The following is a 23,561-nucleotide window of genomic DNA, read 5'->3' as shown; positions in this document are numbered from 1 at the left end:
CACCAATATGCGCCGAAGCGCCCCCAGGCCGGCGATCCCAGTCGGGGGCTGCAAGGTCTGGCATCGGAGGCTCTCAACTGGAATGGCGGCTCTGATAAGACCTTTCGCTGCTCTCCGACGCCGTTCCAGACGGCGGCCTATGCTAGACGAATTCAAGGGGGGAGCCCGGAGGCGAAGTAAATCGGACCCATGAGAGATAGCAGTGGAACAAGAACACTCAGGCACCTTTGTAGGGGCAGCGCTTGCCCGGCTTCGGCGCAATCGTACGCGCCATTCCGCTTCAGTGAGATCGCCCTGCTCAAAACTGCCTCCAAAAACAGTTTCAATCCAGCCTTGCGTATCACGCCAATCTGGGGTTGCGGCAAGCGCTGGCGAGTGTCAAAAAGCTGTACAGGAAAAATATTCAGATCATCGACGCCGTGGTCAACGGCACCTACAGTGTGTTTCAGGCAGCAGACGAGGAGTTAGCCATCATCTTCCCCGACGGGACAAGACATTGAATTGTTCGAAGACCCAATCGAGCGGCTTCGGCGACGGTCGGTCACGAGTCGAGCGGCGAGGGCGACCACTGCCCGAACATCGCCGGCCGAGCTGTTGCAGGGCGCCCGCCCCGATCTGCCGAGCGAAAGCCTTGAGGGTCCGCACCGCAAGATCATCGCCACGACCCCTTGCCGAGTTCTGCAACGCCCGCGCTCTCACAGACGTCGACGGCAAGCCCGTGGCCAGCAACCAATCCCGAGCCAGTTATGAAGATGCGACCGCGACATTTCAGGCTGTGGGCAATTCAACATAAGAAGAAGGGCTGTGAAAACGGGGATATTTGATGAGCCGTCTTACCTCGCAAAACTCCACAGATATCGAGTGGCGGCCGAACAAACTGTCTTTGATCTTCAAGAAATAGGAGAGAGGTATGTTTCGCTATCTGGCGCGTCGTCATGATCGCAAGCACATCTTGAGAACCTTACAACGCCAGAAGCGTACCGATCACAGGTCCATTGGCTTTGGTTATGATACCTCCTTGGCATTCACGGTTAACGAGGCCGAGGACAAAAAAGCTAGTGGCCGTGAACTGGCGTTCAGGACGCTTTCCGAAGGGGAACAGTTTTTCTCCCCGGTTTTGCCCCCGGAGCCATTAAAAGAAGAAGAAAATATTGTTATTTTTCAGTCTGATATCACAACCGTGGATGAAGACAACAATACATTTGAATGTGTGGTTACCGATAGCGGATCGAAAGATCATGCACTTGTTGTGTTTCATCATTGGTACGCGCGGAACCGTTTCCCAACATTCGCCAAGTTCTTTGCCGCAAGGGGCATAACAGTTATTGAGGCTACCCTCCCATATCATTTTAGTCGTGGTTCCGACGACCATTCCGAGGAAAAATTTTTCAACGCGAATTTGGGACGTACCGTCCGGTCGATGAGACAGGCGGTATTGGATGGTCGTAAGATTGTTCGTTGGCTTCATAGTCAGAGGTATCGAAAAATCTCCGTTGTAGGCATGTGCCTAGGTGGCACGGTTGCTGGTCTGATCGCTGCCCAGGAAGAAATGGTCGATAAAGCGGTTCTCATGGTATCGCCAGGGAGCCCTGCTGATCTTGTTTGGACTGGGGAGACCATGAAGTCGTTACGTGGTCGGATTGAACCGGCCATGTCACTCGAAGATTTGAGAACCGCTTGGGGGCTGATCAACCTAGAGATGCATACGTGGAGTCTCACACGTCCTGGCCTGGATTTGATGTTCGTGCTTGGCAAGGACGACACGATCGCGCGTCCAGAAGCTTCGGATCGGGTGATAGAGGTGTTGACGAAATGCAATCGTTCGCCAGAGGTCCTGCGTCTCAATTGCGGACATTCGTCTGTTGGGATTTTCCCCTACAACATGATCGCAGCCAGGAAGGTGCTGCGATTTTTGAAAGAGTCTCCGACCTTAGCGGAGATCTGGGAGACTCGCGGGTTTCGCTATGACTTTAGCGAAACCCAAATGCTCACCAAACGGGGCAGGTCAAGGCCTCCCCGAATATGATGTGAGCCGGCGGCTTTTCACCACGCTGAATGCATGACCAGAAGGCGCGATTGTCGCCCGCCCCGTTATCGCAGGTGAACGATGAACCGCAGGGACAAGGCGTCACCTTTTGTGCCAACCGAAATCCACGTCGGCACGGTGAAGGACGACAAGGGCGCTCTCGGCATCCTATCGATCCATACGACCGAAGGCCTTTTGGATATCGCGCTCGACCTTCACGCCGCCGATGCCATAGTCAATGCGATTGGCGCTATCCGCTCGAGGCTGGCGCTTGTTGAAGCTAAAAATGCCCCGTCAGGCAGGAGGTCTTTCTTAGGAGCCGATCGGATCAACGCAGATCGTCATCGGTAATGTACGTCGTCGTCATGACGGCCTGCTGAAGCCGCGTCAGGCCCTTTCTTGTATCGACGCACGAGGTGGCGGGAAGTCGGTAGCATATCGACTCGCTCGGCCAGCCAAAAGGCCTTCATTGAAGCAGCTACCGGTCTAGGCCGGCGGCGTGTACGCGACTTTCTCGCCGTCTTCCTTCACGAACTCGCGCACCGGATGCTCGAGAAGCGGCAGCACCGCCTCGGAAGGCCGGCAAAGCCTTGCGCCCCTTGGCGTCTCGACGATCGGCCGGTTGATGAGGACCGGGTGTGCGAGCATGAGATCGATCAGCTCGTCGTCGCTCCATTTCGGGTCGGCGAGGCCAAGCTCGGCATAAGGCGTCCCCTTCTCCCGCAGCAACTCGCGCGGCGTGAGGCCCAGCGCCGGGATTAGCTCGACCAGCCGCTCGGGGGTCGGCGGCGTCTTGAGATATTCGATCACCACCGGATCTTCGCCGCTGGCGCGGATCATGGCGAGCGTGTTGCGCGAGGTGCCGCAGGCGGGATTGTGATAGATCGTGACCGTCATGACTGTGCCTTCTGCGGCTGGGATTGCGGAATGATCTCCGGCCGCAGCAGCCAGCCCATCAGCGCCAAAGCGATCAATGCGCCAAGCAATTCGGCGACGATGAAGCCCGGCAGATCGATAGGTCTGATGCCGGAGAACGTATTGGTCAGCGAACGCGCCAACGCCACGGCCGGATTGGCGAAGGATGTAGAGGCGGTGAACCAGTAGGCGGCGGTGATGTAGAGCCCGACCAGCCATGGCACGGCTCGCTGCTTGAACCGGGCTCCGGAGAGAATGACCGCGACGAGGCCGAATGTGGCCACCATTTCGGAGAACCATTGCGCCGGTCCGGCACGCGGCTTCGTCGCGATCTCCAGCACCGGAAGTGCGAACATGAGATGCGCCGTGATCGCACCGGCAATGCCGCCCATGAATTGCGCGACCAGATAGGCGGGAAGATCGCGGGCTGGCAGCGTGCGGTTCAAGCAGAACACCAGCGAGACGACCGGATTGAAATGCGCTCCTGAGACCGCCCCGAGGATGGTAATCAACACCACAAGCATGGTGCCGGTCGCAAGCGTGTTGCCCAGCAGCGCCAGCGCCGCGTCATGCGTCAACGTGTCGGCCATGATGCCGGAGCCGACCACGGTTGCAACCAGGAGGCCGGTGCCCAGGGCCTCGGCGGCGAACCGGCGCGGAAGATCGAAGGCTGTCATTTACACGTTGCCTCGCCCGGCCGGCAGCATGGTGCTGCAAGCGCCGGCGCGCAGATTTCCGGACGGCCCGAGCAGCAATCCTCCATCAGGAAGCGGATCAGGCCGGACAGAGCGTCGTATTCGGCGCTGTAGAGGATCGAGCGCGCGTCGCGCCGCTGCGTGACCAGGCCGGCGCGCTCCAGCTCCTTGAGATGGAAGCTGACGTTGGACGGTGAGACCTCGACCTGATCGGCGAGCGCACCGGCGGCAATGCCATCAGGCCCGGCAACCACCAACAGTCGCAGAACGCGCAGGCGCGTCTCCTGCGACAGAGCGCCAAAGACGATCAGGGCTCGATGTTCATCCACGTTTCAATAATCCTTGAAATATAGAAGCGAGAAATAGCCAAGATGCTCTCTCCCGACAACCGAAAAATCGCCCCTGCTCTGAGAGGGCCCGTCGGGTCCAACTATCGGCGACTTCCCGACGCGCTGGCCACCCCACAACGCTCGAGGCGTATAGCTCCCCCAAAGGACGAGGTGGCGGCGCGGCCCTGGATGGCGAGCGCACGTCGGGGGGGACGGTTCCAGGCCAGTACCGGGGAAGGAGAAACGAAAAAGGGAAGAGAAGGCTGCTCGCTGATCGGGCTGGCCGCCGTCGCTTACGCTCAACCGCGCCGCTCGCGATCCCGGCCCGTCGTCCTGCGCAGGGCTGAAAGCCCCGCTGGTCCAGCCAGGCAGGGATGCTCGGCCGCAGTTGCGCCGGCCTGCCCGCTCAGCGGTGCCTGGGGTGTCTTCAGGAAGAAGACCAGAAAAGACGGCTTCATCTGCCGCCTCAATCTCGAAAGGAATATCCCCATGCATCTCATCAAAGTCGATCCGCGCGCGCTGAAGGAAAATCCCGACCGTACGCGCCAGACAAAATCGTCACCGCAGGCCGACGCGCTGCTCCTGGCCACCATCAAGGCAGTCGGGATCGTGCAGCCGCCCCTCGTCACCGCCGAGACCGGCGGCGGCAATGGCTATATCATCAATGCCGGCCATCGCCGGGTGAAGCAGGCGATTGCCGCGGGCCTCGAGGAAATCGAAGTCCTGGTCGGGGAAGCCGCAAGCGACAATGGTGCCATGCGCTCGATGATCGAAAACGTGGCTTTCTCGCCCCTCAGTTCCGTCGACCAATGGCGGGCGATCGAACGCCTGGTCGCGCTCGGCTGGACCGAAGAGGCGATCGGCATCGCGCTTGCACAGCCGCTGCGCCAGATCAGAAAGCTGCGCCTGCTTGCGAATGTCCTTCCCGCCATGCTCGACCACATGGCCAGGGGCGACATGCCCAACGAGGGCCAGCTGCGCACGATCGCTTCCGCTTCGCTCGAAGAGCAGAAGCAAGTCTGGAAAAAGCACAAGCCGTCAAAGGCCGATCCGCAGGTGTCCTGGTGGAGTGTGGCTCAAGGCCTCACAAAGACCCGCATGTATGCGCGCGATGCCAGCTTCGGCGACGACCTGGCGCAGGCCTACGGCATCGCCTGGGTCGAGGACCTGTTCGCGCCAGCCGATGAGGACAGCCGCTATACCACCGACGTCGAGGCTTTCCTCGGCGCCCAGCAGGAATGGATGACGAACAATCTGCCCAAGAAAAGCGTGCTGGTTGAAGTCAACGGTTGGGGTCAGCCGGAACTGCCGAAGAAGGCAGAACGGGTCTACGGTAAGCCCACGAAGTCGGATTGCACGGCGATGTATCTCGACCGCGACGGCAAGGTGCAGTCGGTGCACTACCGCGTGCCAGAGGCGAAGAAGGCCAAAGGCAAAGATAGTGGCGCCGGCACCGATGGTGCGGACGACGCCGGTATCGCCTCGGCGTCGCGGCCGGATGTCACCCGCAAGGGCATCGAGATGATCGGCGATTTGCGCACCGACGCGCTGCATGAGGCGCTTGCCCGCGCCCCGATCGAGGATGATACGCTGATGGCGCTGCTTGTTCTGGCTTTCGCCGGCCAGAATATCAGCGTCGCATCCGGGGCCCGCGACATCTCCTATTTTGGAGCCGCAAGCCTTGGGGAACACGCGGCGCGCTTGTTGAATCCGGAGGGCGTGTTCGAGTTCGACATGGACACGCTGCGCGCGGCGGTGCGGTCGCTGCTGATCGACGTGCTCTCCTGCCGCGAGAACAGGTCGAACAGCGGCATTGTCGCGTGCGTGGCGGGCGATGCGATCGGCGCGGACGATTTTCTACCGAACATGGGCAGCGAGGAATTCCTCTCCTGCCTATCGCGTTCGGCGCTCGAAGCATCCTGCAAGGACACGCCGGTCCTGCCGCGCCAGAAGGTCAAGGACACCCGCGCAGCACTCGTCGAGCATTTCAGGGAGGGGCGCCTCATCCATCCGGCGGCCCTGTTCGCGCCGGACAAGGCAAAACTTTCGTCCTGGCTGACCAGCAAGGCGGCCAGCGAGGAAGACGATCCCGACGCTCAGGGCGAGGATCCGCAGATGGCTGAGGATGCTGGCGGCGCTGAGCGCGAGGACGCTTTCCGCGAAGCGGCCGAATAGCGGTCCGACATCTTCGTTCCGATCGCCATCCCGCCGCCGGCAAACGCCGGCGGCGGTCCTGTTTTGACAATCAGCACATGGAGGACACGCATGTCCGCGCATCGCATCTTCCGGGCCCCAATCGGCTCGCTCATCGCCTGGTCCGACGCCACGCCGCGGCCGCGGGAACGGCACCGCAAGAAGCTGTCGCAATGGCAGACCAACAACAGCAGGGGTCGTCTGATCCGCAAGCAGGGTGAAGCAGTCCTTGGCACTATCAGCCTGCCGGCGAGCTTCACGCTGCACGAGGCCGATTACGGTTCGGGCGGTGTCGTCGCCGTGCGCGTGCTTCGTACGTTTTCGCTGGACAGCCGGTTACGCTTCACGCTTCTCGAACGGCCGGCCATGGGCGCGGTCCGCGTGCTCGACCGGCCCGGCGAGGACGCCGAGCTGGTCCATCTCGCCCCAAATCGCGCCGATGCCGAAGAATGGCTGACGCGGCACTTTTATCCGAACGCGGTGCTCGATCAGATCACGGCGGATGAGATCGCGGCGGACCATGTCGAGGGGAGGGCCGCGTGATGACCCATTCTCTTCGAAGTTCGAACGAAAACTCCATCTCCGGCTTTCCGGAGGTGGAGTTCGGCCGCAGCGCTGGCGGCTTCTTCGTCGCTCGCGCAGGCGATACGGCGTTTGCCATGCTGCCCGCGAGTAACGGGTGGCACTATCTGGCGACCGGCTGGCGTATCCGCCGTCCGCTCGCCGAGTGGACGCGCTCGGATTTCTACGGTCATTGCGGCCAGCTCGCTGACGAGGCGGCGTTCCGGGCAAAGGTTCTGGAGCAGGTGGAGCACGCCCGAGAGAAGCGTGCGCTTGCACGACAGGAGGTCAGGTCCACAGCGCAAACGCCGTGGGGGCCATCGCAGGGCGCCACCGTCTTCGCCGACGGCGTTACCTGTCATTCGACCGCGAGCCATGGGGGGTTCCATCTCTCGCCCGAACGCAATTGCAAGGTCGACGCCCGGCTGCGCGCGGCGGATGGTTTCTATGAAGAAGACGAGTGTTGGGCGATCGTCGCCTTCACCTTCCCCGATCTCTTCACCAGCTTTGAGCGTCGAAGTGCGGAACGCATCATCAAGGACAGCTTTCCGAATGCGTGGGAAGAGATCACCGGCAACGTGCTTGCGGCCGGCCAATCCCGCGAGAAAGATCGACGCGCCTTCGAGGCGGAACACGCCGCCGACTGGATCGTGGTCTCCGCAATCAGGGCGGATTACAAAAAGAGCTTCGTCGAGGTCATCGCCACGCCGGGTGGCGGGCGTGGCGTCGGCAGCGAGGAACGCCGCTTCCTCGTCCCCGCCGACGAGTATGTGATCGGCCGGTTCGGCTTCGTCATCGATCCTGACCGCCACGTCGTCTATGGCGGCCCGTCGAGCTTTGCCGGCTGGCAGGGCAGGCGAAGATCATGAGATTGCCGTCCCACCGCCGCGCCGAGCTCTTGCGCATGCAGGAAGCCCGCCGACAGGTCCAGCGGCAGCTCGACCTCATCGACCGGCAGATCAATCGACGCATGACGGCACTGATGCCGAAACTGCGGTCGCGCGAGTCGAGCTATCGTCGAGGGAAGGATCGGGATGGGAGCGCCTTTCTCGAGCGCTACCGGTCGCATCTTGCCGCCCTCACGGCGGAGCGCCAGCCGGAGATCGATGCGCTGTCCCGAAAGCTCGCGCGACAGGATCTTGCGATCGCCCGTTTCCTCGAGCGGCATGGCGGTTGTCTCGATGGTCGCGCGGCGTGAGAATCAGCCTGTCTGCCGCGAGGGGAGGTAGGTGCCTTGTTCGGCAGCGGCCTCGGCCGAATTGTCGGGGCACAAGCCGGCTCATCTTGTGGTGACGCGACCGGCACAATTCCCAATCAGACTGCAGCGGAGGCGGTGGTGTCACGGCAAGCTGTGCTTCTGTTCTCATGTCGAGGGTCAGGCTCCTTGGCCGGCGCTCCCTTCGTTCGGTGTGCGGTCCTAAACCGGCGGCCGTGCGCTTCAAGGCCGCGTTCCGCGCCGCGGGGCGGCCGGGAGAGCCGCTCTCGACATGGCGGGCCCGCGTCCCGCGCGAGGGCTAGTGAGCCCTGCTTGGACGCAAACCCACCATGCTCGATCTGGCCCTCCCGGACCCTGAAGCGCCCGTCTTTCCGCCGGTTTTGTCTGGACCGCGCTCGAAGGGAGGGCCGGCCAAGGAGCCGGCGACAACCTTCGGCGGAACCGAAGCAAAGGAAATCCCATGACCAAGACCGCTCGCACTTCCCGTCAGTCCGCCCGCGTCGTGCCGCTGCGCAAGGGCACCACCCTCGAAATGGTCCGGCTCTGTTGTCCGGACGCAAGCCAGGCCAGCCTGATTGCCGAAAGCTTCGGCCTGCCCATTCTCGACAGCGACGGCATCCGCGATCTTCACGAAAGGCTCATCATCGACACAGCCGAGGCCCTCAATGAGGGCCTGGGCGAGAGGGCGATGCAGATCCACCTGCAGCGGATCGTCGGCGCCTTCGTCGGCTCGGCGCACGGCGCCGGCCAGTTCTACAGCCGCGCGGTGACCGAGGCCCGAGACGCAACCGCCAAGGCCGCCAACGACACCCGCGACGAGGACCTCGACGGTCCGGTCGGTTTCGACAGCGCCGCCCAGCGCAAGCGCGAGTTCGCAGCCTACATGGGCGTCCAGTCCCACGCGCTGCGCATGGCGGCAGAGGGCGCGGTCGCCGCCTACGAGCAGGTCGTCGGCGAGCGCTGGAAGCCCTTCGAGCGTGCCATCGAAAACCCCGGCCAGAGCGTCGACCGCAAGGCCGCCGAGCTCCAGCTGGCGGCGCTCGGCTGAGCCCGCCAGGGCGAGGCTGAGGCCTCGCCCACCATCCCGCAAGCTGGGGCCGGTTCCTGATGGGACCGTCTTTTGTTCCGCCGCTATCCCTCCCTGCCACTCAGCGGGCTGAGTGGGAACATTTGCGCGTCGTCATTCCACGGATCGAAGACGATTGCGCCGGAAGACCGCGCGTCCTTCACGTTGCGCGTGACCAGATAAAGATCGTGTTCGAGCGCGCTCGCAGCGAGCATTGTATCGATGACCGGCGGCGCATGTCCGCTTACGCGCTTGACCTCGCCGGAAATCCGGCCCCAGCGCCGGACGATCGTGTCCCCGAGCGACAGGACGCGCCTGCCGAAGCGCTCCGCCAGCGCATCGCGGGCCGCTATATAGCGCGGCCGCTCGGCGTGATCGGCGGCAAGGTTGTGGATGCCCTTGTCGTATTCGGCAAGCGTCAGCACGCTGATGTGGAAGGTCTCCTCGTCCTGTCCCTCGGCCCAGCGCTTCACAGACGGCGCGCCCTGCGGATTGATGAGGGCGGCCACGACATTGGTGTCGAGCAGCCAGCCCCTCACAGCTCCACATCTCGCCCGTGATCCAGCTCGCGCTCGAGATCGAGCCCGCCGAGATGCAGGCTCTCCATGAACTGCACGAACGGCGGACGGGGTTTCTCAGGCGCCAAGCGCTCGAACTCTTCGACGCTCATCACCACGACCGCATCAAGGCCGCGCACGCTCACCCGCTGCGGCCCCTCCTCGCGGGCGTGCCGCACCACCTCGCTGAAGCGCGCCTTAGCGTCCTCGAGTTTCCATCGTCCTGTCGCCGCGCGGGGCGCTGCCCGCTTCGCTTTCGTCAGTTCTGTCCGCTTGCCCATAATCTCATACCTAGTCAGCTGGTCAGATATATAACGCGCGCAACGCGCTCGTGCCAGCGTATTCGGTCGCAACGGAGGCAGATGACACCGAGGCCGCCAGCACGTCCGCTGCCCGGGCTATCGGAACTGCAGACTGCATCCAACGTCCCAGACACGATGAGATAGTTGGTTCGAAATGATGCCTGCCCTGTTATAATTCCCAGCCGGCGTTTGGGGTGGCAGCAATGTCATTGTCGCGCTACCGCGGTATCTACTGGCCCGCTGAGCTGGACATGCTCCAGCAGGTATTTGATCGGCTGTGCAACGAGCGCCGTCTCGCCAAGAAAGACAGGGAACAGCGGGAATACCTGGCCAGGGAAGTTTTCCAGGCTTTCGATGATGGGATCACGGACGAAGCGGATCTGCTACGGGCCATTTCGACGAGGCGGAGAGCATGAATCGCAGTCGGTTGCACCCAACGGCCCGGTGACCCCTCGGCAGGTAACCGCGCCGCGCACCGAAGCAGATGAATGGCGGGATGTTACACTAGCATGTGCTTGACGAAGTCGCCCGCTGCTTGCGGGCTAGCTGTCTGTAACCGGTGGGTTCTCCGGCAACCAATTCGGTCCGATTGAAGTCCGATACCTGCAGGAAAGGAAAGCCCGCCGTCTCGGGAAGAGAACGACGGGCTTTGCTCGGGGAGCGGCGGGGGACGGGCCGCTCGGAGCATATAACCCCGCAGCAGGCTAATCAGTTCCTGCTAATTTGCATCCGGACGTCAAAATACAATCGCGTCTTACCCAAGCAAGGGAAAGAAGGAGAAGGGAGGCGCCCAGAGAGCCCGTCGCGGTTGTCGGTCCTGCCGGGGTCGCAATCGAGCCGCAACGGCTTTGCCGTCCTCCACTGACGTTGCGGCCTTCGGTGCGCTCGTTTGCCTGTTGCCCCGGCTGCGGACCCCGCGTGACGGGCCGCGATGGGCGCGGCCTCAAATGGAGGTCAGGAAATGAGCAGCAAAGAAAACAAGGCCCGCGCCGACATTTACGCGAAAATCACCGACCGTATCGTCGCGGAGCTCGAAAAGGGTGTTCGCCCCTGGATCAAGCCCTGGAGCGCGGCAAATGCCACAGGTCGCATCACGCGACCTTTGCGCCACAATGGTCTTGCATATCAGGGCATCAATACCCTGCTTCTCTGGTCGGAAGCCGTCTCGAAAGGCTTCGTCTCGCCAATCTGGATGACCTTCAAGCAGAGTATCGAGCTGGGCGGACATGTCCGCAAGGGCGAGACCGGCGCAACCGTTGTCTATGCCAGCCGCTTCACCCGCATGGAGACCGATGACCGCGGCGAGGAAGTGGAACGCGGAATTCCGTTCCTAAAGGCCTATACGGTGTTCTGCGCCGATCAGATCGAAGGCCTTCCCGAGCAGTATTACCTCAATCCGGCACCCGCCACCGATCCGGTGGAGCGGATCGCCCATGCCGATGCCTTTTTTGCCAAAACCGGCGCGGTGATCCGCCACGGTGGTAACCAGGCCTATTTCAATCCGTCTCTCGATATCGTACAGATGCCGCCGTTCGAAAGTTTTCGCGATGCTGCGAGCTACTACGCCACCCTTGGGCATGAATTAGGTTTCATCGCAAGTGTCCTTCCCGCTGCAGCGCATGCAGGGAGGGCTTAATCATGACCTCTCAGAAGCGCGCAGGCGTCTACGCTCAGGTTACCGAGGCGATCATCGCGGCAATCGAAGCCGGTGCAGGTGACTTCGTTATGCCGTGGCATCATGATGGAACGGCGACATCACGGCCCACAAACATATCTTCCGGAAAGCCTTACCGCGGCGTGAACACTCTCACGCTTTGGGCCGCGGCGCAGAGCGCCGGCTATCCCAAGGGCGTGTGGGGAACTTATCGCCAATGGCAAGCCCTGGGCGCCCAAGTCCGCGGAGGCGAGCGATCCACGACGATCGTCTTCTGGGGCCCGGTCCGGGGCAAATCCGACGAGGGCGAGGCCGACGCTGATGGTTCAGAGCGCACCATGCTGTTTGCGCGTGGCTATTCGGTGTTCAACTGTGCTCAAGTTGACGGATTTGAGCCTGAGCCAGTGGCTCCTCGTTCAAACAACGACCGCATCAGCGAAGCCGATACATTTTACGCTAACCTCGGGATCAACACCGTCTTCGGCGGCAGTGAGGCATATTACCTCCCCTCTGCCGACAGGGTGCATGTCCCGGCTCTCGCTGACTTCAAGGACAGTGCGTCGCATTATAGCGTTCTTTTTCATGAAGGCCTTCATGCGACAGCAGCCAAGCACCGGCTGGACCGGGACCTCTCGGGTCGTTTTGGCTCGGAGGCCTATGCGATGGAGGAGGTTGTGGCAGAGCTTGGAGCCGCAATGGTTCTCGCTGACTTGTCGATCTCGGCTCGCCCGAGGCCCGATCACGCGGCTTACGTTGCCAGTTGGTTGAAGGTCCTTCGCAATGATTCTTCCGCCATCTTTGCGGCTGCGAGCAGGGCTCAGAAGGCCGTTGATTGGATGCATGCGCAGCAACCTTCTAGCGAACTCAGCGCCGCCGCGTAGCCGACGGTTCAGCGGCGGGCCCCAATGCGGCTCGCCGCTGTACCGACGCTAATTGCCCCTCCACCGTCCTTGCTCTGTGAAGCAGGGCGAGGTTTTGGCTTGCCAGGCTACGCTTTTCTTCCGCATGCCGCTTGGCATCGGCGCGCAAGAGGGCAATTTCGGCCTCCAGCTCGCGAACCTTTTCGGCTAAGTCCTTCGAAGGCCCGGGTCCCTCAGCGGCGGCCTCGATTTCATCGAGGATGTCCCGATGTGTCGTGTAGAGCGGGTTTCGGCTTTTTCCCGCCTCACGTGCAACTGAAGCAGGGCTGATCCGGACGATCCGCCCCTGATGATCCGGATGGCGGCCCTCGCCGCGTACCAGCCGGGCCAAGGCGGCGCGGTAGGCTCGAGCCGCCGACGTAGCGGAAGGCGAGCGTGGTTCACTCATCCTTTTCTCCGATCCTGGTCAGGACAGTGTCGCACTGTTCGATCACCTCTGTCAGAACGGCGGCCGTCATGGCGTTGGCCCGCGGGAGTAGATCTAAATTCCGGCTTCGACGATCGCGCCAGTAAGGCGCATGGCGCAGTTCAATCACCATGTTCGCGCAACCCAGGCAGACGGCCGGGCTCCGGCCAGCCTCGCTCGGACCGACCTCGCCGCCGCAACGACTGGTCTCCCGCTGGAACACGCACCAACCATAGTCGCAGGCATGGATGCGCAGATCGGTATCGGTGAGAACGAACTCGATGTAATCCCGGCGTACCTGCTCACCCGCTCGTCCCCGGAAACACGCGTTGTTCGCTGCGATTCGCTCGCCCATGCGACCGGCAAGTCGATCACTCAGCAGCATCCTTTCCAACGCCGTCGCCGTTTCAGCCCGGTTTTCGTGTTCGATCAGTTGGCGGAGATCGAAGTCGTTGCCGACGTACCCCCGCGCGGTCATGGCGACCGATGCATGCTTGAAGTGTTCGGCAAGGCCAAGAAGCTGCGACCTGTCCTTTCGGGCAATGAATCGTGCAAAGGTCTTGCGGAACTGGTGTGTGCTGAACGACCAGGGCTCTCCCTCGTGCAGCGGCACCCCGACGTGGCGCGCAAAATCGTTGATCCGCCAGCCGATATGCATATGGGTCACCGGTACGACCTCGCCATACTGCGTGTTCTTGACGAGGAAGAGCTCACGCCTTCCGGATGCTTTGCGCAGCGGCGCGCTCAACTGTTCAAGCAGTTCCACTGCCTTCACAACCGGCTCTGGGGCAATCCAGCGTTCCATTCGACCGCCATGCTGGTCAACCGTCTTGAACAACCTCGCCACCAGGTAAGCTTGTTCGACACCGGTTTCTGCAATCGGGTGGGACTCTATGGCGCCAATTTCGATCGACAGAATCTCGCTCACGCGCATGCCGACAAAGCCGGCGATGACGATGTAGCACGCCTCCACGAGACGAGTGGCGGCGTGGCGGACCGCATGGGCGCCGAGCAGTGCTTCACCGGCAGGGCCTGTCAGGTTTATGCTGCGCAATGCCTTTCGAACATGATCCGAGGCCTGCCTTCTGGTCCCTTGTGTCAGCCCAGTTTCATGGGCCTGGCGGCGGACAGTCTCGGCTCTCACGATGGTCGGGCCATAAATTTCCACCCACTGAAGCGCGGTATTCAGCAATGAGATCGCAATGGGGTCGGGGATGAACGGGATCGCACCGCGCGTAGCTGGGGTCAATCCTGCCGCTTCATAGGTGGTTTCTTGTGGCAAGGGATCGACCAACGGGGCATCATTGAGCTTGGCTCGCTGTCGATAGAGATCCTTCAGCACCAACATGTAGTTGACGATGGTGTTGGCGGTGATTGACTTCGCCTTCAATCCTGGACGCGTCGGCAGCCAAGTCCGCAGGCGCTCCACGGCCCCGGCATCAATGCTGCTGAACGTCTCCAGTCCGTCAAGCGCCATCCACCCAATCATGGTTTTTAGTGTCACGGCTTTGCTATGCACCGACGCTGGCGACAGACGTTTGCGCCCGGTCGGAGGGTTCACAGTCATCGACCATAGGAACTGCTTTGCCGCCCTATGGAGACTGCGCCATGCCGTTTCGCTGATGACAGCTCCCTCCGGCAACTCTGGCGTCCAGTTTATCTTATTCTGGTCAGCGCGCCGGCCGGCAGTGCGGATATCGAGCAGCCATTCATCGTCGCCGAAGCGACTCCATGGCGAGACCGGCGCTTCAGCCCATCCGGCCACAACGGGATTTTCGGCGAGCAGCGTTTTCATTCGATCACCGGCAAGGCTGGCGCCTCTTTCATAGACGCAGCCAGGTGAAGCTCGGATGAGAAGCGCGGCAAGATGTCGTTCTCGAGGATTTCCAGTTTCGGGGCGTAAAGAAGACGCCAGCGATCTGGCGCCAGTTCCTGACGCGCCGCGACAAGCGCATCGCGCGTGGATATCAGCCGCGCCAGAACATCCGGATCGAGCGGGATGACGGCGTTCGGGCAGGTGAAGCAGCCAAGCCACGCCGTACACAGCCGGCCAACTTTCTGACCTTCCCCGACGCCGGCGAGGGGATCCTTGCAAGTGAAGCCGGCAGCCGTGGCATACGCGGCGTCGGTTGCCGATATTTCGTCCCTCCGCTCAGGAGCGTCAGTACCACGAACAATATCGACGAAGCGTGCCTGCAGGTCGCCGACGATGCGTTCTTGGGCTCGTCGGACGATCGGCCGATCGATATACCGTTGCGTTGTGTCGGGGGTGACATGGTTGGCGAGAACCTGGGTTTTCAGAATGTCGTGGCCGAGTGCCTCGTGTGCGAGGGTAAGTCCCGTTGTGCGCAGGGCCGCCAAGGTCAAAGCAAGCGGGTCTCCTTTCTCGTCAACGAGATCGTGGCGCTGCACAAAGAGCCGAACATGCTTGCTGGCCAGATAGTTGGGGATCAGCTGTGTTGCGCGTGAACCGTTTATGCTCGCAACAAGGAACAACCGATCGCGGTCGTCAGCGGGAACGTGCGGCAGCAACCCCGCCGTCATTTCCAGAACTCTGTCGACGAGGTTTGGTACCGACAGGCTCTTGTCGCGCAGGAAGCTTCGACGTTGGAGTCGGCTCGAACGGCCCTTCGACCATGTCATCACCTCTCGCCCCTCAAGAAGCAGATGATCGCTCATGCAGTCGCGCCGCAGGTCGCGCAGGGCTTCGGGGTTGGCATAGCTCTGCGCGCCTATGGCGATCATGTATGGGATCAGCGTTTCGGGCAGGGCATGAAGATAGCTGGAAAGCTTTTGGTTTCCGCCGTGTCGAACCGAGGCGAAGTGAAGCCGCCAGCGCCCGGAACCTCGCTTCAGCGTAACGTTCTGCGGAGGCATCAGTCCGCCGTAATGCTCGACAATAACTGCAAGCATCACGCCGAGGTCGTCGAGGTTTAGCCGGCTGAGGTCACGTTCCCTTGCGATCGCTTCTCGGTCAACCTGTGAGAGAAGTGCCTTTCCCCTTTGGAAGGTCGCCCAGCTCGCCTCGATGTCTTTCCGGGCCGCCGCCAGAACAGCTTCCATCTCTGATCGGCTTAGCGCCTCTCGCGGGCGCGTCTCCGCATTCTTACGAGGAAAGGCATTGAACGGGATTTCAAGATCGCAAGCAACGAGGTCGGGTCGGTTGTGCTTGAGCCAGCCGATCATCTGCTTGAGCACCGACCAGCTGCCATGACGAGAACTCTTGGTCCATGGCTTAGCATTGAGCCAGGCTATAAAGGCGTGCAGCACCGCCGTATCGACATCCCCCATCGACGTGATCTCGGAAGTATGATCGTTCAGGAAGGCAAACCAGCGAGAAAGTGTGTTGAACGCGCCTTCGCGAGTAGCCGGGCTGTGGCCGGCATGATGGTGACGGAAGGCAAGCGCAATTTCGGCTGCAATCCTCGGCGCAGTTCGATAGACGGTGAAGTCGAAGCTGCTTTCCGGTCGACCGTTGGGATCAAGGAAGTTGACCACTAGAGAGCCAGGCACGCCCACAAGACCCACTGGTGATGGATCGAGCCGATAATCCTTGCGTCGCTGTGCCATTATAACAAAGCCTCATAAAGGTTTTCGACCGATGCCTCCGCAAGCGTCAGGTCTGTCGCCACAACGCGCAAATAGATCGCCGTAGTGGTCAGATCGGCATGTCCCAGGAGAACTTGCAGAGTGAGGAGCGGATTGAGCTCCGGCTCCTGTTGTGTCCGCCGTTGCAGGAACCGGAGCATCGAGGTCGCAAAAGTATGTCTCAGCGCGTGGAAGCTAGCAGTCACACCGGCTGCCGTGGCAGCAGCGGCGAACATCGCGCCTACGCGCCGAGCACTCACCGCCCGTCCAGCTTCCGTCAGAAAGACCGTATTTGGTTCCGCATAGTTCGGGTTTCGGGATTTCGCGCGCCGTATAATGGCGGCGCGCTCCTCACGTACATAGGCAAGCGTACGGTCGACCAAAGGCTGTGGCGGATAAACGGTCCGCGCTTTCCCGCCCTTGGTGGTCTCGATCTTTATTGCGGTAAGGGCATCCGAGCTTTCCCGCGGAAGCACGCGCAGCCGCAATCCGGCAACTTCCATCCGGCGCATACCGGTGGTGACAGCCCACTCCACAATCAATCGATTTCGCGAGTCCAGCCCGCTCATCACCTGGCGCATTGTTGCGGGTGACAGAGGTCTCGGCAATGTCGATGTTTGTCGGACCGTCAGCTCATTGACAGTCTGGCGTCCACCAGTGGCGTCGACGTGCGCCAGGAAACCCTGCGGTCGGCTTCGCGATAGTGCCAACTCGTCCGCGGTAAATGGCAAGTGGTGAGCAAGGCCCGCACCAACGCACCATCGGTAGAACAGGGCCAACGTTCTGATGCGACCATTGATCGTACCGCGCGCGTAAGCGCGCCTGGTATGATCGCTTGGACGAAAGAGCATTCGATCTCGGTAAGCTGCGATCTCCGCTACTCCGATCGCGTCCCACACCCATTCATTGGCCTCAAGCGTCTGCCACCAATCGTAGAGAGTCTCTCCATAGGTGCGCCATGTCTGCCGACTGCGCGTGCGTCCCCGCACCAGAGCGATGTGCAGCAGCCACGCGCAAGCTGGTTCGACAAGTCGCATCTCGTTATCGAGAAGCATGGGGACGCCCGGGCGTGATATGCCGTGCGGCGCAAACTCTTCGGTGGTGAATAACAGTTCGGCCATGGGTTCCCCAATTCGCGCCGCCCGCCGCTTTGCCGGGCAGGCCCTCGGGCCCGCCCGGCAAAGCGGCGGGCGTCCCACGCAACCAAAACTGTCCTGATTCTAGTTCAGGAAGATGACAGAAAGGACGCGCTGGAGACGGGTCCTAACATGAGCTAACCCATTGGTCAGGCTCGGAAAAACGGCTTGCTCGTGATCTTTCCCGCTATCACAAGGATCGCGCTTCGCGCGCCCACGAAGAGCTGATTGCGGATCTCGGCGGATGCTTTTTGGCGGCCGATCTCGGTATCGTCCCCGAACTCGAACCGCGGCCCGATCACGCCAGTTACCTTGCGAGTTGGCTCGAGATTCTCAAGAACGAGAAGCGGTTCATCTTCGCCGCGGCCGCGCATGCGCAGCGTGCCGTCAACTATCTGCACGAACTTCAGCCGGCAGACGGTCGGGCACGAGAGGCGGCTTGAGAGCCGCTCGGATCAATCAGGGCCGGCCGCTCTCATCGAGGGCGGCTGGTTCACCTTCCCGTGCAGGGCGTAACGGCTGGGGTGCCAGTCCTCAGGTCTACCTTCCCCCAGATCGACGTCTTCTTTAGGCCGGTGTTCGGCTTGCGTGGCGGCTTGATCTCAACGATGAACGGCTTTGTCTGCTTGCGCATAAATCCCCCAGGCGAAGCGCGGCGCAACGATAGCCGCCACCGAGGCAACCGGCTCAGCGCCGGGAAACGACGCATCAGGTCAGCAACGTCACGGGCTCGTGGGCTCACCGCGCGTCCGTTTTGGTGACGGGAGCGATCGGGCGCCATCGCCATTGCCAACTCCGTTTCTCTGCGTCACCGGCGCTCCATATGCGGGCTCGATGAGGCATGTCTGACCGGAGAACGGCTTCGCCTCGATCGTTCTCCCGCAACGGCCTTCGCAACTTTCTTCCCCTGAGCGCAAAGCGCTCATTCCTCGCTGATCAACAAAGCTGCTCCCGGCCGCCCTCCATTGCATTCCGGCCCATGGGTGCGGTCCGATCGTCACCGGTCTTTGTGACTGCCATCGAGGCCGCGATGGGCGCGGCCCGAAACAGCAAAAGGAACACGGCAATGGCAACCATCGGCACCTTCACCTCCACCGAAACCGGCTTCAACGGCTCGATCCGCACTCTCGCCCTCAACGTCAAGGCGCGCATCGCCCGCGTCGAAAATCCCTCCGGCAAGGGCCCGCACTTCCGCATCTACGCAGGCAATGTCGAGCTAGGTGCGGCCTGGCAGAAGCGCTCCACCGAGAGCGACCGCGACTATCTCTCGGTCAAGCTCGACGATCCGAGCTTCCCGGCGCCGATCTACGCGACGCTGACCGAGGTCGAGGGCGAGGACGGTTACCAGCTGATCTGGTCCCGCCCGAACCGGGACTGAGGTGCGGCCGGCCCCGCCTGTGAAGGCGGGGCCAATACCCTTTTCTTCTGAAGCCGGAAACAGGCATCGAGCCCGTTTCCGGCTTTTCTGGTGCCATACGGACCGTAAGGATCTGCTCAGATCATCCCATTGTGCCGTGCCCGACCGGCGGCATCAAGGACGAGGGTCCCCCAATTTTGCTTCCGCTCCGGTTCCCTCTGCTGCAACAAAATCGGCTCCACCACTCGCCGCCGCTGGCGGTCGCGTTCCGCGATCCCTGACCCCGCCGCTCCGGCACAGCCCGCGTCGTCGTCTTTCACGAACTCAAGGAGATGAGACGATGACCATCGAACAACACATCGACGAATTGCGCGCCGAACTGAAGAATGCGTGTGATGTCATTGAGCGCCGGCAGATCGAGGCGGAGTTGCAACTCGCTGAGGCCGAGCTCGCCGTCAAGCTCGCCGAGCAGAACGGAGCGATCGGAGCAGAGCCGCCTTTCTGAGGCGGCTTCTCGCCGCATCATACGAGCCGGTACGCCGGACCGGCCATTGTCCCGGCCGAGAGGGCTTATCCCTCGACACTCAGCTTGGCAGCTCGCGGGCAGCGCATATGGCCGCAAGACTGACCACACCATCGACAGGCTGGAGACACTGCGCGACAGCGCCCAGTCGCATTTTTCCTTTCGACGGGGATGTTGCAGCCCGTTCGTCACGACGCAACCTGACAGCGCCAGAATTTCCCCGCCGCTTTCGCGTCTCCTCGCCGATCAAAATTCAGTCGCCGGTAGGTCCTCCTCCACTGCTACCGCAATAAAGATGCTGGCCGACCGTTCAGCGGCCGATCCGACGGGGCTTCGGCTGCTTGAAGCCGTTCAGCATCTATGAGACGTCGACAGGCTAACGGCCGACGTCGCTAAACAAAGACTGTAGACATCCGCGAGAGGCTGTTGAAGGGTGACGATAGGCCGTGCCAAATCAGGCCGGTTGCTGGCTGTCGGAGTCCTCAAACAAAAAGGTCGCCGGATCGCGACCGAGCGCTTCGCCGATAGCGGCGATTGTATCGACACTGACATTACCATCCGCGTCCGCCAGCTTGTTGAGAGTGATCTCCGACACACCCAGGAGCTCCGCCATTTGATAGCGGAGCAGATTGCGGCGCTCACGCTCGCTGTTGATGATGCCGGCAAGGCGCCCGCGGATCGATTTTTCGGTGAGCTTGTGGGCCCAGGGTTCCAATTCAGCACCGCCGACCAGAAGTGTCGCGATCGACACCTGCAGCGCCTGAGCCATCTGTTCGACCGTGCGCAGCGTCACGTTGTTTCGCTTTCTCATGGTGCGAATGTAGGTGCGGTATGCGAGTCCTTGACCAGGCGACGTTTTGAACAGTTCAGCCATGTGTTGATGGCGAAGCTTTCGCCTACGGCGCTCGGCTTCGAGGAACCACGCGATATTGTCCCGAAGGGGGTTGTTCACCTCGCCTGCTTCATTTGGCAGCATGAATCTATGTATTCGCACGAACTCGCCTTTCGGTACGCCCTTTTCCTGGACTAAACCCATAATAAAGTATCAGTCGTCCCGACCGTGCTGAAAACTCTCGTTATGGGCGCACCATTCAAGGCATCGCGAGCCAGGGCTTCGGCAAGACGCATCAGCTCGCCCGAGGGACAAGATCGGGATTTGCCTCTAACTCTTTCTGGCGACAGCGGCGTGTTTGTTTTTCGAGGCGTGCCTTTTTCTCTGAGCTGATTTGGAAGCGGAGGCATTGCCACTGGCCGCGTCCTTCTTCGGCACTGGACTGGACCTCCTTCCTGACATCCGCTCAAAGTCGGCCAGCCCGGCCGATAAATTCGCCGCCGGGATCTCAGCATCCTTGGAGGAATACCCCGGCTGATTTTGCAGGGTCTGCAGCAGCGGCAGCAGCAGCGCCACCACAGCTTCGGGGAGTTGCTCCAAGGCTGCGATGGCTTGTGCACGCGTTTCTGCCTCTACGCGGGTCTTGCCGAAAAGATGCGGCGCTGTCTCGGCAAGCATGGCGATTGGCGAGGCGCCGAGAATTTCGCAAAGGTGGATCAGGCGCGTGACATGCATCTTGGAGAAGGCCACCTCGTAGCGCCGGAACACCTGGGTCGACAGCCCGAGCATCAATGCGAGATTTTCGCGCGTCAGGCCGCGCCTCTCGCGGCATGCGCGGGTCTGCGCGCTCAAAACCTCTTCCATTCTGTCAAAGCTGACGACGCCATCGAAGCCCGGCCGCCGGAACACCGGCCTGCCGAAGCCTGCTTGCCGCGTTTCGACCAGTCCTTCGGCGACGACGTACCCGTCCGGACCTTTGTTTGCTCTTGCCATGACGGCTACTGCTCCTGATGCAAGAGTTCGGTGTCCTTGATCAGGCGTAGGTTCATGTCGCTGGGGCTCTTGATCAGCACCGCGGCATTGAGCCTGCGCAGGTCGCGCGGCGGCGTGCAGGCGAGCCAGGCGCGGAGCTTGTACAGGCCCGGCTGAAGGTCGGCGCCGTAAACCAGGGAGACAGTTTTTTCCTCACGCGCCGGCATCGGGATCTCGCCACGCCTGGAGCCGATCGAGCGATCTTCCAGCCAGACGGAGGCGATGCAGGTCGCATTGACGAAGACGTTGGAGCCGGTGGTGGCGCGATATTCGACGGCGAGCTGCGTCCTCCCGGCCTCGGCGATTTTAAGCCAGCCCTGGAGCTCGACCGCGGCGAGGCCGGTGTAGCGGACGCCGTTTCGGGAAAGCTCGTTCAGCGCAATGTCGCCGCCTTGATAGACATAGCTGCCGACGCTGTCGGCCGGAACGTCGGACAGCGCATCGGTCTTTGCCGGCGCGATGCGGGCAATGGCGACAGCACCCGGCTCATAGGAAGTGCCGTCGGTCCCGGCAGCCGCGGGCAGGGTACTGGGCTTCTGCGGCGCGGCACTCCTGTCGGGCGCAGCGAGAGCTGGCGCGGTCGTCTGGTCCGCGCCGACAGTAGCGGGAGCATCGAGACGGCGCAGGAGCGCGTCGAGCTTGCGCTCGATGCGTTCCAGCCTTTGATCGGTGGTATCGGTTGGCGAATTTTCGGCAAACGCCGTGCCGGTTGCACCGATCAGGGCGGCGAAGCAGCCCGGCACGATCAAGGATCTTATCATTGTGGTTTGCCTCCTTGCGGAACGGTTCCAAAATTGTCGCGTGGCGCCGGCGCGAGATCGAGGCCTTGCAGCGATCGGCTGGGCGCTATCGCGGGGTCTTGCTCGTTTTGCTGCGCCGGTGACAGGTCTGGCGATGCGGGAGCCGGTGGCTTTGCCGCATCCAGATTCCCGGCTGGAGTACTGGCCTCTCCGCTTGGATCCGGCGCAGTCACGCCCGCGTCTCTTGTCCCGGGGAGGGGGCGGCGCGCGCTCACGTCCTGACCGATGCTGACAGCCATTAGGATCAAAGCCAGAACAACGGCGATCGTGGCATAGCGAAACAGCGGATCTTGCCTGAACAGGCCCGGAACAAGCTTGGACCAGCGCAGAAGCGTGGCGCGGCCGGATGAAAGCAATGCCATCATGCCCCGATCCCCTGCCGCTCGCGGACAGCCATGGCCATCTCGATATCCTGTGCCTCGATCGTCATGATGGCGTGACGGCCGGGAGTGCCGACGGGATCACCCGCCAACCGCAGCGCCTGCGCCTCGCGGGTGCGTTCCCAGAGCGTGCGCATGTCGCGAGCGTTGCCGAAGGTCTCGCCGCGTTCCGCTTCCAGGCGCACGCAAGCGAGGTCGATGGCCTCTTCGGCTGCAACGTCAAGGCCAAAACCCTCCCGTTCGATGAGATCGCGAAAGATCGCTGAAAGTTCCTGCGCGGCGTAATCCTCAAACAGGATTGTCCTGGTGAAGCGGGAGCGCAGGCCCGGATTTACGTCGAGGAAGCGACGCATCTCGCCGGTATAGCCGGCAACGACCACCGCGAGCCGATCGCGATTGTCCTCCATCAGCTTGAGCAGGGTGTCGACCGCCTCTCGTCCGAAATCGTTTTGGTGCCCGTCCGGCGCGAGCGCGTAGGCCTCGTCTATGAACAGGACCCCGTCGAGTGCGGCCTCGACCGCTTCGCGCGTCTGGATCGCAGTCTGGCCGATAAAGCCGGCGACCAAGCGGGAGCGGTCGACCTCGACGACATGGCCCGAGCTGAGCAGGCCGAGCGCATGAAAGATTTCGCCCATCAGACGAGCGGCGGTCGTCTTGCCGGTGCCGGGATTGCCGAGGAACACCAGATGCAGGCTGGGAGGGTTTTTGGATTTTACGCCCCGCCGGCGGCGGTGCTCTTCGGCGCGCAGGACGGCTACGAGCTTGTGAACCTCGGCCTTGACCGATCGCCAGCCGGTCATGGCGTCGAGCTCGGCCAGGATGGCGGCGAGGGGCCGGCGCTCGGACCTGCGCACCGACAGGTGCGATTGTTCGCGGCCGGTGGACTGTCGTTGCCCGCCGCGAGGATGCCGTGAAGGCAGGCCGTATTTGTCGGCACGCACCAGCCGCCACGCCATGACCGCCAGGGCAACGACCAGGATGATGCCGGCATGTCGTTCGGCGATCGCCACGATGGCGACCAGAACCACGAGACCAACCAGGACGGGGGAAAGAGCAAATGGCACTTCTTTCAT

At 61.9% G+C, this 23,561-nt stretch carries 25 protein-coding genes and 2 pseudogenes; 13 read left to right on the top strand and 14 right to left on the bottom strand.

Going from position 1 to position 23,561, the window contains the following annotated elements:
• The first annotated feature begins 910 nt into the window (after positions 1 to 910).
• Both EJ067_RS33510 and EJ067_RS33505 read left to right on the top strand, forming a co-directional pair.
• Entirely contained in the window at positions 911 to 2,026 is a 1,116-nt protein-coding gene (locus tag EJ067_RS33510; protein ID WP_126089324.1) for a dienelactone hydrolase family protein, read from the top strand.
• Positions 2,027 to 2,107: 81 nt separating this feature from the next.
• Positions 2,108 to 2,377 (top strand): hypothetical protein, encoded by a 270-nt coding sequence (locus EJ067_RS33505; protein WP_245468107.1) that lies wholly within the window; start codon positions 2,108 to 2,110, stop codon positions 2,375 to 2,377.
• 135 nt (positions 2,378 to 2,512) lie between these two features.
• Here the strand turns inward: EJ067_RS33505 and arsC are convergent, their stop codons facing one another.
• From arsC to EJ067_RS33490, 3 genes are read right to left on the bottom strand one after another with little or no spacing between them, the layout of a single operon-like run.
• Complete coding sequence (gene arsC, locus EJ067_RS33500) at positions 2,513 to 2,923, bottom strand: arsenate reductase (glutaredoxin) (RefSeq protein WP_126089323.1); 411 nt, start codon at positions 2,921 to 2,923, stop codon at positions 2,513 to 2,515.
• Positions 2,920 to 3,618 (bottom strand): MIP/aquaporin family protein, encoded by a 699-nt coding sequence (locus EJ067_RS33495; protein WP_126089322.1) that lies wholly within the window; start codon positions 3,616 to 3,618, stop codon positions 2,920 to 2,922. The genes arsC and EJ067_RS33495 overlap by 4 nt, the downstream gene beginning before the upstream one ends.
• Positions 3,615 to 3,965: a metalloregulator ArsR/SmtB family transcription factor gene (locus EJ067_RS33490; protein ID WP_126089321.1), complete on the bottom strand. Its 351-nt coding sequence runs from the start codon at positions 3,963 to 3,965 to the stop codon at positions 3,615 to 3,617. Before EJ067_RS33490 ends, EJ067_RS33495 begins: the two co-directional genes overlap by 4 nt.
• A 489-nt stretch (positions 3,966 to 4,454) precedes the next feature.
• Here EJ067_RS33490 and EJ067_RS33485 point away from each other — a divergent pair, with 489 nt between their 5' ends.
• From EJ067_RS33485 to EJ067_RS33465, 5 genes are all read left to right on the top strand, one after another.
• Entirely contained in the window at positions 4,455 to 6,140 is a 1,686-nt protein-coding gene (locus EJ067_RS33485; RefSeq protein WP_126089320.1) for a ParB N-terminal domain-containing protein, read from the top strand.
• 90 nt (positions 6,141 to 6,230) lie between these two features.
• Positions 6,231 to 6,701, top strand: coding sequence for a hypothetical protein (locus EJ067_RS33480; RefSeq protein ID WP_126089319.1), 471 nt, complete (start codon positions 6,231 to 6,233; stop codon positions 6,699 to 6,701).
• A complete protein-coding gene (locus EJ067_RS33475; protein WP_126089318.1) occupies positions 6,701 to 7,588 on the top strand; it encodes a hypothetical protein in 888 nt (295 codons plus the stop codon). The genes EJ067_RS33480 and EJ067_RS33475 overlap by 1 nt, the downstream gene beginning before the upstream one ends.
• On the top strand, positions 7,585 to 7,917 hold the full coding sequence (locus EJ067_RS33470) for a hypothetical protein (RefSeq protein ID WP_126089317.1): 333 nt from the start codon (positions 7,585 to 7,587) through the stop codon (positions 7,915 to 7,917). The genes EJ067_RS33475 and EJ067_RS33470 overlap by 4 nt, the downstream gene beginning before the upstream one ends.
• Positions 7,918 to 8,395: 478 nt before the next feature.
• On the top strand, positions 8,396 to 8,983 hold the full coding sequence (locus tag EJ067_RS33465) for a hypothetical protein (protein WP_126089316.1): 588 nt from the start codon (positions 8,396 to 8,398) through the stop codon (positions 8,981 to 8,983).
• An 83-nt stretch (positions 8,984 to 9,066) separates the two neighbouring features.
• On the opposite strand, the gene EJ067_RS33460 is transcribed toward EJ067_RS33465, so the two are convergent.
• Together EJ067_RS33460 and EJ067_RS33455 are read right to left on the bottom strand one after the other, a co-directional pair.
• Positions 9,067 to 9,540 (bottom strand): type II toxin-antitoxin system VapC family toxin, encoded by a 474-nt coding sequence (locus EJ067_RS33460; protein ID WP_126089315.1) that lies wholly within the window; start codon positions 9,538 to 9,540, stop codon positions 9,067 to 9,069.
• Complete coding sequence (locus tag EJ067_RS33455; RefSeq protein WP_126089314.1) at positions 9,537 to 9,839, bottom strand: type II toxin-antitoxin system Phd/YefM family antitoxin; 303 nt, start codon at positions 9,837 to 9,839, stop codon at positions 9,537 to 9,539. Before EJ067_RS33455 ends, EJ067_RS33460 begins: the two co-directional genes overlap by 4 nt.
• A gap of 224 nt (positions 9,840 to 10,063) precedes the next feature.
• On the opposite strand from EJ067_RS33455, the gene EJ067_RS33450 reads away from it, so the two are divergent.
• From EJ067_RS33450 to EJ067_RS33440, 3 genes and pseudogenes are all read left to right on the top strand, one after another.
• Positions 10,064 to 10,276, top strand: coding sequence for a hypothetical protein (locus EJ067_RS33450; RefSeq protein WP_189340765.1), 213 nt, complete (start codon positions 10,064 to 10,066; stop codon positions 10,274 to 10,276).
• Between the two features lie 545 nt (positions 10,277 to 10,821).
• Positions 10,822 to 11,442: pseudogene (locus EJ067_RS33445) on the top strand (ArdC-like ssDNA-binding domain-containing protein); the annotation flags it as partial.
• Positions 11,443 to 11,498: 56 nt separating this feature from the next.
• Positions 11,499 to 12,395 carry a zincin-like metallopeptidase domain-containing protein gene (locus EJ067_RS33440; protein ID WP_126085774.1) on the top strand — a complete coding sequence of 299 codons (897 nt, stop codon included), beginning with the start codon at positions 11,499 to 11,501 and terminating at the stop codon, positions 12,393 to 12,395.
• On the opposite strand, the gene EJ067_RS33435 is transcribed toward EJ067_RS33440, so the two are convergent.
• Genes EJ067_RS33435 through EJ067_RS33420 form a run of 4 tightly spaced genes read right to left on the bottom strand, consistent with a single transcriptional unit; the run spans position 12,379 to position 17,549 of the window.
• Positions 12,379 to 12,822, bottom strand: coding sequence for a hypothetical protein (locus EJ067_RS33435; protein WP_126085775.1), 444 nt, complete (start codon positions 12,820 to 12,822; stop codon positions 12,379 to 12,381). The two genes, EJ067_RS33440 and EJ067_RS33435, sit on opposite strands and share 17 nt — an antisense overlap.
• Complete coding sequence (locus EJ067_RS33430; RefSeq protein ID WP_126085776.1) at positions 12,815 to 14,635, bottom strand: hypothetical protein; 1,821 nt, start codon at positions 14,633 to 14,635, stop codon at positions 12,815 to 12,817. Before EJ067_RS33430 ends, EJ067_RS33435 begins: the two co-directional genes overlap by 8 nt.
• Positions 14,632 to 16,410: a site-specific integrase gene (locus tag EJ067_RS33425; RefSeq protein WP_245467990.1), complete on the bottom strand. Its 1,779-nt coding sequence runs from the start codon at positions 16,408 to 16,410 to the stop codon at positions 14,632 to 14,634. The genes EJ067_RS33430 and EJ067_RS33425 overlap by 4 nt, the downstream gene beginning before the upstream one ends.
• Entirely contained in the window at positions 16,410 to 17,549 is a 1,140-nt protein-coding gene (locus EJ067_RS33420; RefSeq protein WP_126085777.1) for a site-specific integrase, read from the bottom strand. Before EJ067_RS33420 ends, EJ067_RS33425 begins: the two co-directional genes overlap by 1 nt.
• 146 nt (positions 17,550 to 17,695) lie before the next feature.
• Between EJ067_RS33420 and EJ067_RS33415 the strand changes: the two are divergent.
• From EJ067_RS33415 to EJ067_RS34855, 3 genes and pseudogenes are all read left to right on the top strand, one after another.
• A pseudogene (locus tag EJ067_RS33415) lies at positions 17,696 to 18,007 on the top strand (zincin-like metallopeptidase domain-containing protein); the annotation flags it as partial.
• 623 nt (positions 18,008 to 18,630) lie between these two features.
• Entirely contained in the window at positions 18,631 to 18,942 is a 312-nt protein-coding gene (locus EJ067_RS33405; protein WP_126089313.1) for a DUF736 domain-containing protein, read from the top strand.
• Between the two features lie 319 nt (positions 18,943 to 19,261).
• A complete protein-coding gene (locus EJ067_RS34855) occupies positions 19,262 to 19,426 on the top strand; it encodes a hypothetical protein (RefSeq protein ID WP_189510245.1) in 165 nt (54 codons plus the stop codon).
• Positions 19,427 to 19,898: 472 nt separating this feature from the next.
• On the opposite strand, the gene EJ067_RS33400 is transcribed toward EJ067_RS34855, so the two are convergent.
• The 5 genes from EJ067_RS33400 to EJ067_RS33380 form a co-directional block, all read right to left on the bottom strand.
• Positions 19,899 to 20,420: a helix-turn-helix transcriptional regulator gene (locus EJ067_RS33400; RefSeq protein WP_126089312.1), complete on the bottom strand. Its 522-nt coding sequence runs from the start codon at positions 20,418 to 20,420 to the stop codon at positions 19,899 to 19,901.
• 186 nt (positions 20,421 to 20,606) lie between these two features.
• Positions 20,607 to 21,269, bottom strand: a complete 663-nt coding sequence (locus tag EJ067_RS33395; protein ID WP_189510243.1) for a helix-turn-helix transcriptional regulator — start codon at positions 21,267 to 21,269, stop codon at positions 20,607 to 20,609.
• A gap of 5 nt (positions 21,270 to 21,274) precedes the next feature.
• Complete coding sequence (locus tag EJ067_RS33390) at positions 21,275 to 22,069, bottom strand: hypothetical protein (protein WP_126089311.1); 795 nt, start codon at positions 22,067 to 22,069, stop codon at positions 21,275 to 21,277.
• Positions 22,066 to 22,473: a hypothetical protein gene (locus tag EJ067_RS34850; RefSeq protein ID WP_189510241.1), complete on the bottom strand. Its 408-nt coding sequence runs from the start codon at positions 22,471 to 22,473 to the stop codon at positions 22,066 to 22,068. The genes EJ067_RS33390 and EJ067_RS34850 overlap by 4 nt, the downstream gene beginning before the upstream one ends.
• Complete coding sequence (locus EJ067_RS33380; protein WP_126089310.1) at positions 22,470 to 23,561, bottom strand: AAA family ATPase; 1,092 nt, start codon at positions 23,559 to 23,561, stop codon at positions 22,470 to 22,472. Before EJ067_RS33380 ends, EJ067_RS34850 begins: the two co-directional genes overlap by 4 nt.

Origin of the sequence: Mesorhizobium sp. M1D.F.Ca.ET.043.01.1.1, from assembly GCF_003952385.1 — a bacterium.
Lineage (GTDB): Bacteria > Pseudomonadota > Alphaproteobacteria > Rhizobiales > Rhizobiaceae > Mesorhizobium.
The sequence above is the reverse complement of the archived record's forward strand: the minus strand, read 5'-3'. Positions and strand labels throughout refer to the sequence as shown.

Excerpts from the sequence above, each read along its gene's own strand:
- EJ067_RS33465 (WP_126089316.1), top strand. The coding sequence starts at position 8,396 with ATGACCAAGACCGCTCGCACTTCCCGTCAGTCCGCCCGCGTCGTGCCG.
- EJ067_RS33420 (WP_126085777.1), bottom strand. The coding sequence starts at position 17,549 with ATGGCCGAACTGTTATTCACCACCGAAGAGTTTGCGCCGCACGGCATA.
- EJ067_RS33435 (WP_126085775.1), bottom strand. The coding sequence starts at position 12,822 with ATGAGTGAACCACGCTCGCCTTCCGCTACGTCGGCGGCTCGAGCCTAC.
- EJ067_RS33480 (WP_126089319.1), top strand. The coding sequence starts at position 6,231 with ATGTCCGCGCATCGCATCTTCCGGGCCCCAATCGGCTCGCTCATCGCC.
- EJ067_RS33430 (WP_126085776.1), bottom strand. The coding sequence starts at position 14,635 with ATGAAAACGCTGCTCGCCGAAAATCCCGTTGTGGCCGGATGGGCTGAA.
- EJ067_RS33425 (WP_245467990.1), bottom strand. The coding sequence starts at position 16,410 with ATGGCACAGCGACGCAAGGATTATCGGCTCGATCCATCACCAGTGGGT.
- EJ067_RS33405 (WP_126089313.1), top strand. The coding sequence starts at position 18,631 with ATGGCAACCATCGGCACCTTCACCTCCACCGAAACCGGCTTCAACGGC.
- EJ067_RS33495 (WP_126089322.1), bottom strand. The coding sequence starts at position 3,618 with ATGACAGCCTTCGATCTTCCGCGCCGGTTCGCCGCCGAGGCCCTGGGC.
- EJ067_RS33505 (WP_245468107.1), top strand. The coding sequence starts at position 2,108 with ATGAACCGCAGGGACAAGGCGTCACCTTTTGTGCCAACCGAAATCCAC.
- EJ067_RS33450 (WP_189340765.1), top strand. The coding sequence starts at position 10,064 with ATGTCATTGTCGCGCTACCGCGGTATCTACTGGCCCGCTGAGCTGGAC.
- EJ067_RS33395 (WP_189510243.1), bottom strand. The coding sequence starts at position 21,269 with ATGGCAAGAGCAAACAAAGGTCCGGACGGGTACGTCGTCGCCGAAGGA.
- arsC (WP_126089323.1), bottom strand. The coding sequence starts at position 2,923 with ATGACGGTCACGATCTATCACAATCCCGCCTGCGGCACCTCGCGCAAC.
- EJ067_RS33475 (WP_126089318.1), top strand. The coding sequence starts at position 6,701 with ATGACCCATTCTCTTCGAAGTTCGAACGAAAACTCCATCTCCGGCTTT.
- EJ067_RS33455 (WP_126089314.1), bottom strand. The coding sequence starts at position 9,839 with ATGGGCAAGCGGACAGAACTGACGAAAGCGAAGCGGGCAGCGCCCCGC.
- EJ067_RS33510 (WP_126089324.1), top strand. The coding sequence starts at position 911 with ATGTTTCGCTATCTGGCGCGTCGTCATGATCGCAAGCACATCTTGAGA.
- EJ067_RS33380 (WP_126089310.1), bottom strand. The coding sequence starts at position 23,561 with ATGAAAGAAGTGCCATTTGCTCTTTCCCCCGTCCTGGTTGGTCTCGTG.
- EJ067_RS33440 (WP_126085774.1), top strand. The coding sequence starts at position 11,499 with ATGACCTCTCAGAAGCGCGCAGGCGTCTACGCTCAGGTTACCGAGGCG.
- EJ067_RS33485 (WP_126089320.1), top strand. The coding sequence starts at position 4,455 with ATGCATCTCATCAAAGTCGATCCGCGCGCGCTGAAGGAAAATCCCGAC.
- EJ067_RS34850 (WP_189510241.1), bottom strand. The coding sequence starts at position 22,473 with ATGATGGCATTGCTTTCATCCGGCCGCGCCACGCTTCTGCGCTGGTCC.
- EJ067_RS34855 (WP_189510245.1), top strand. The coding sequence starts at position 19,262 with ATGACCATCGAACAACACATCGACGAATTGCGCGCCGAACTGAAGAAT.
- EJ067_RS33470 (WP_126089317.1), top strand. The coding sequence starts at position 7,585 with ATGAGATTGCCGTCCCACCGCCGCGCCGAGCTCTTGCGCATGCAGGAA.
- EJ067_RS33390 (WP_126089311.1), bottom strand. The coding sequence starts at position 22,069 with ATGATAAGATCCTTGATCGTGCCGGGCTGCTTCGCCGCCCTGATCGGT.
- EJ067_RS33400 (WP_126089312.1), bottom strand. The coding sequence starts at position 20,420 with ATGCTGCCAAATGAAGCAGGCGAGGTGAACAACCCCCTTCGGGACAAT.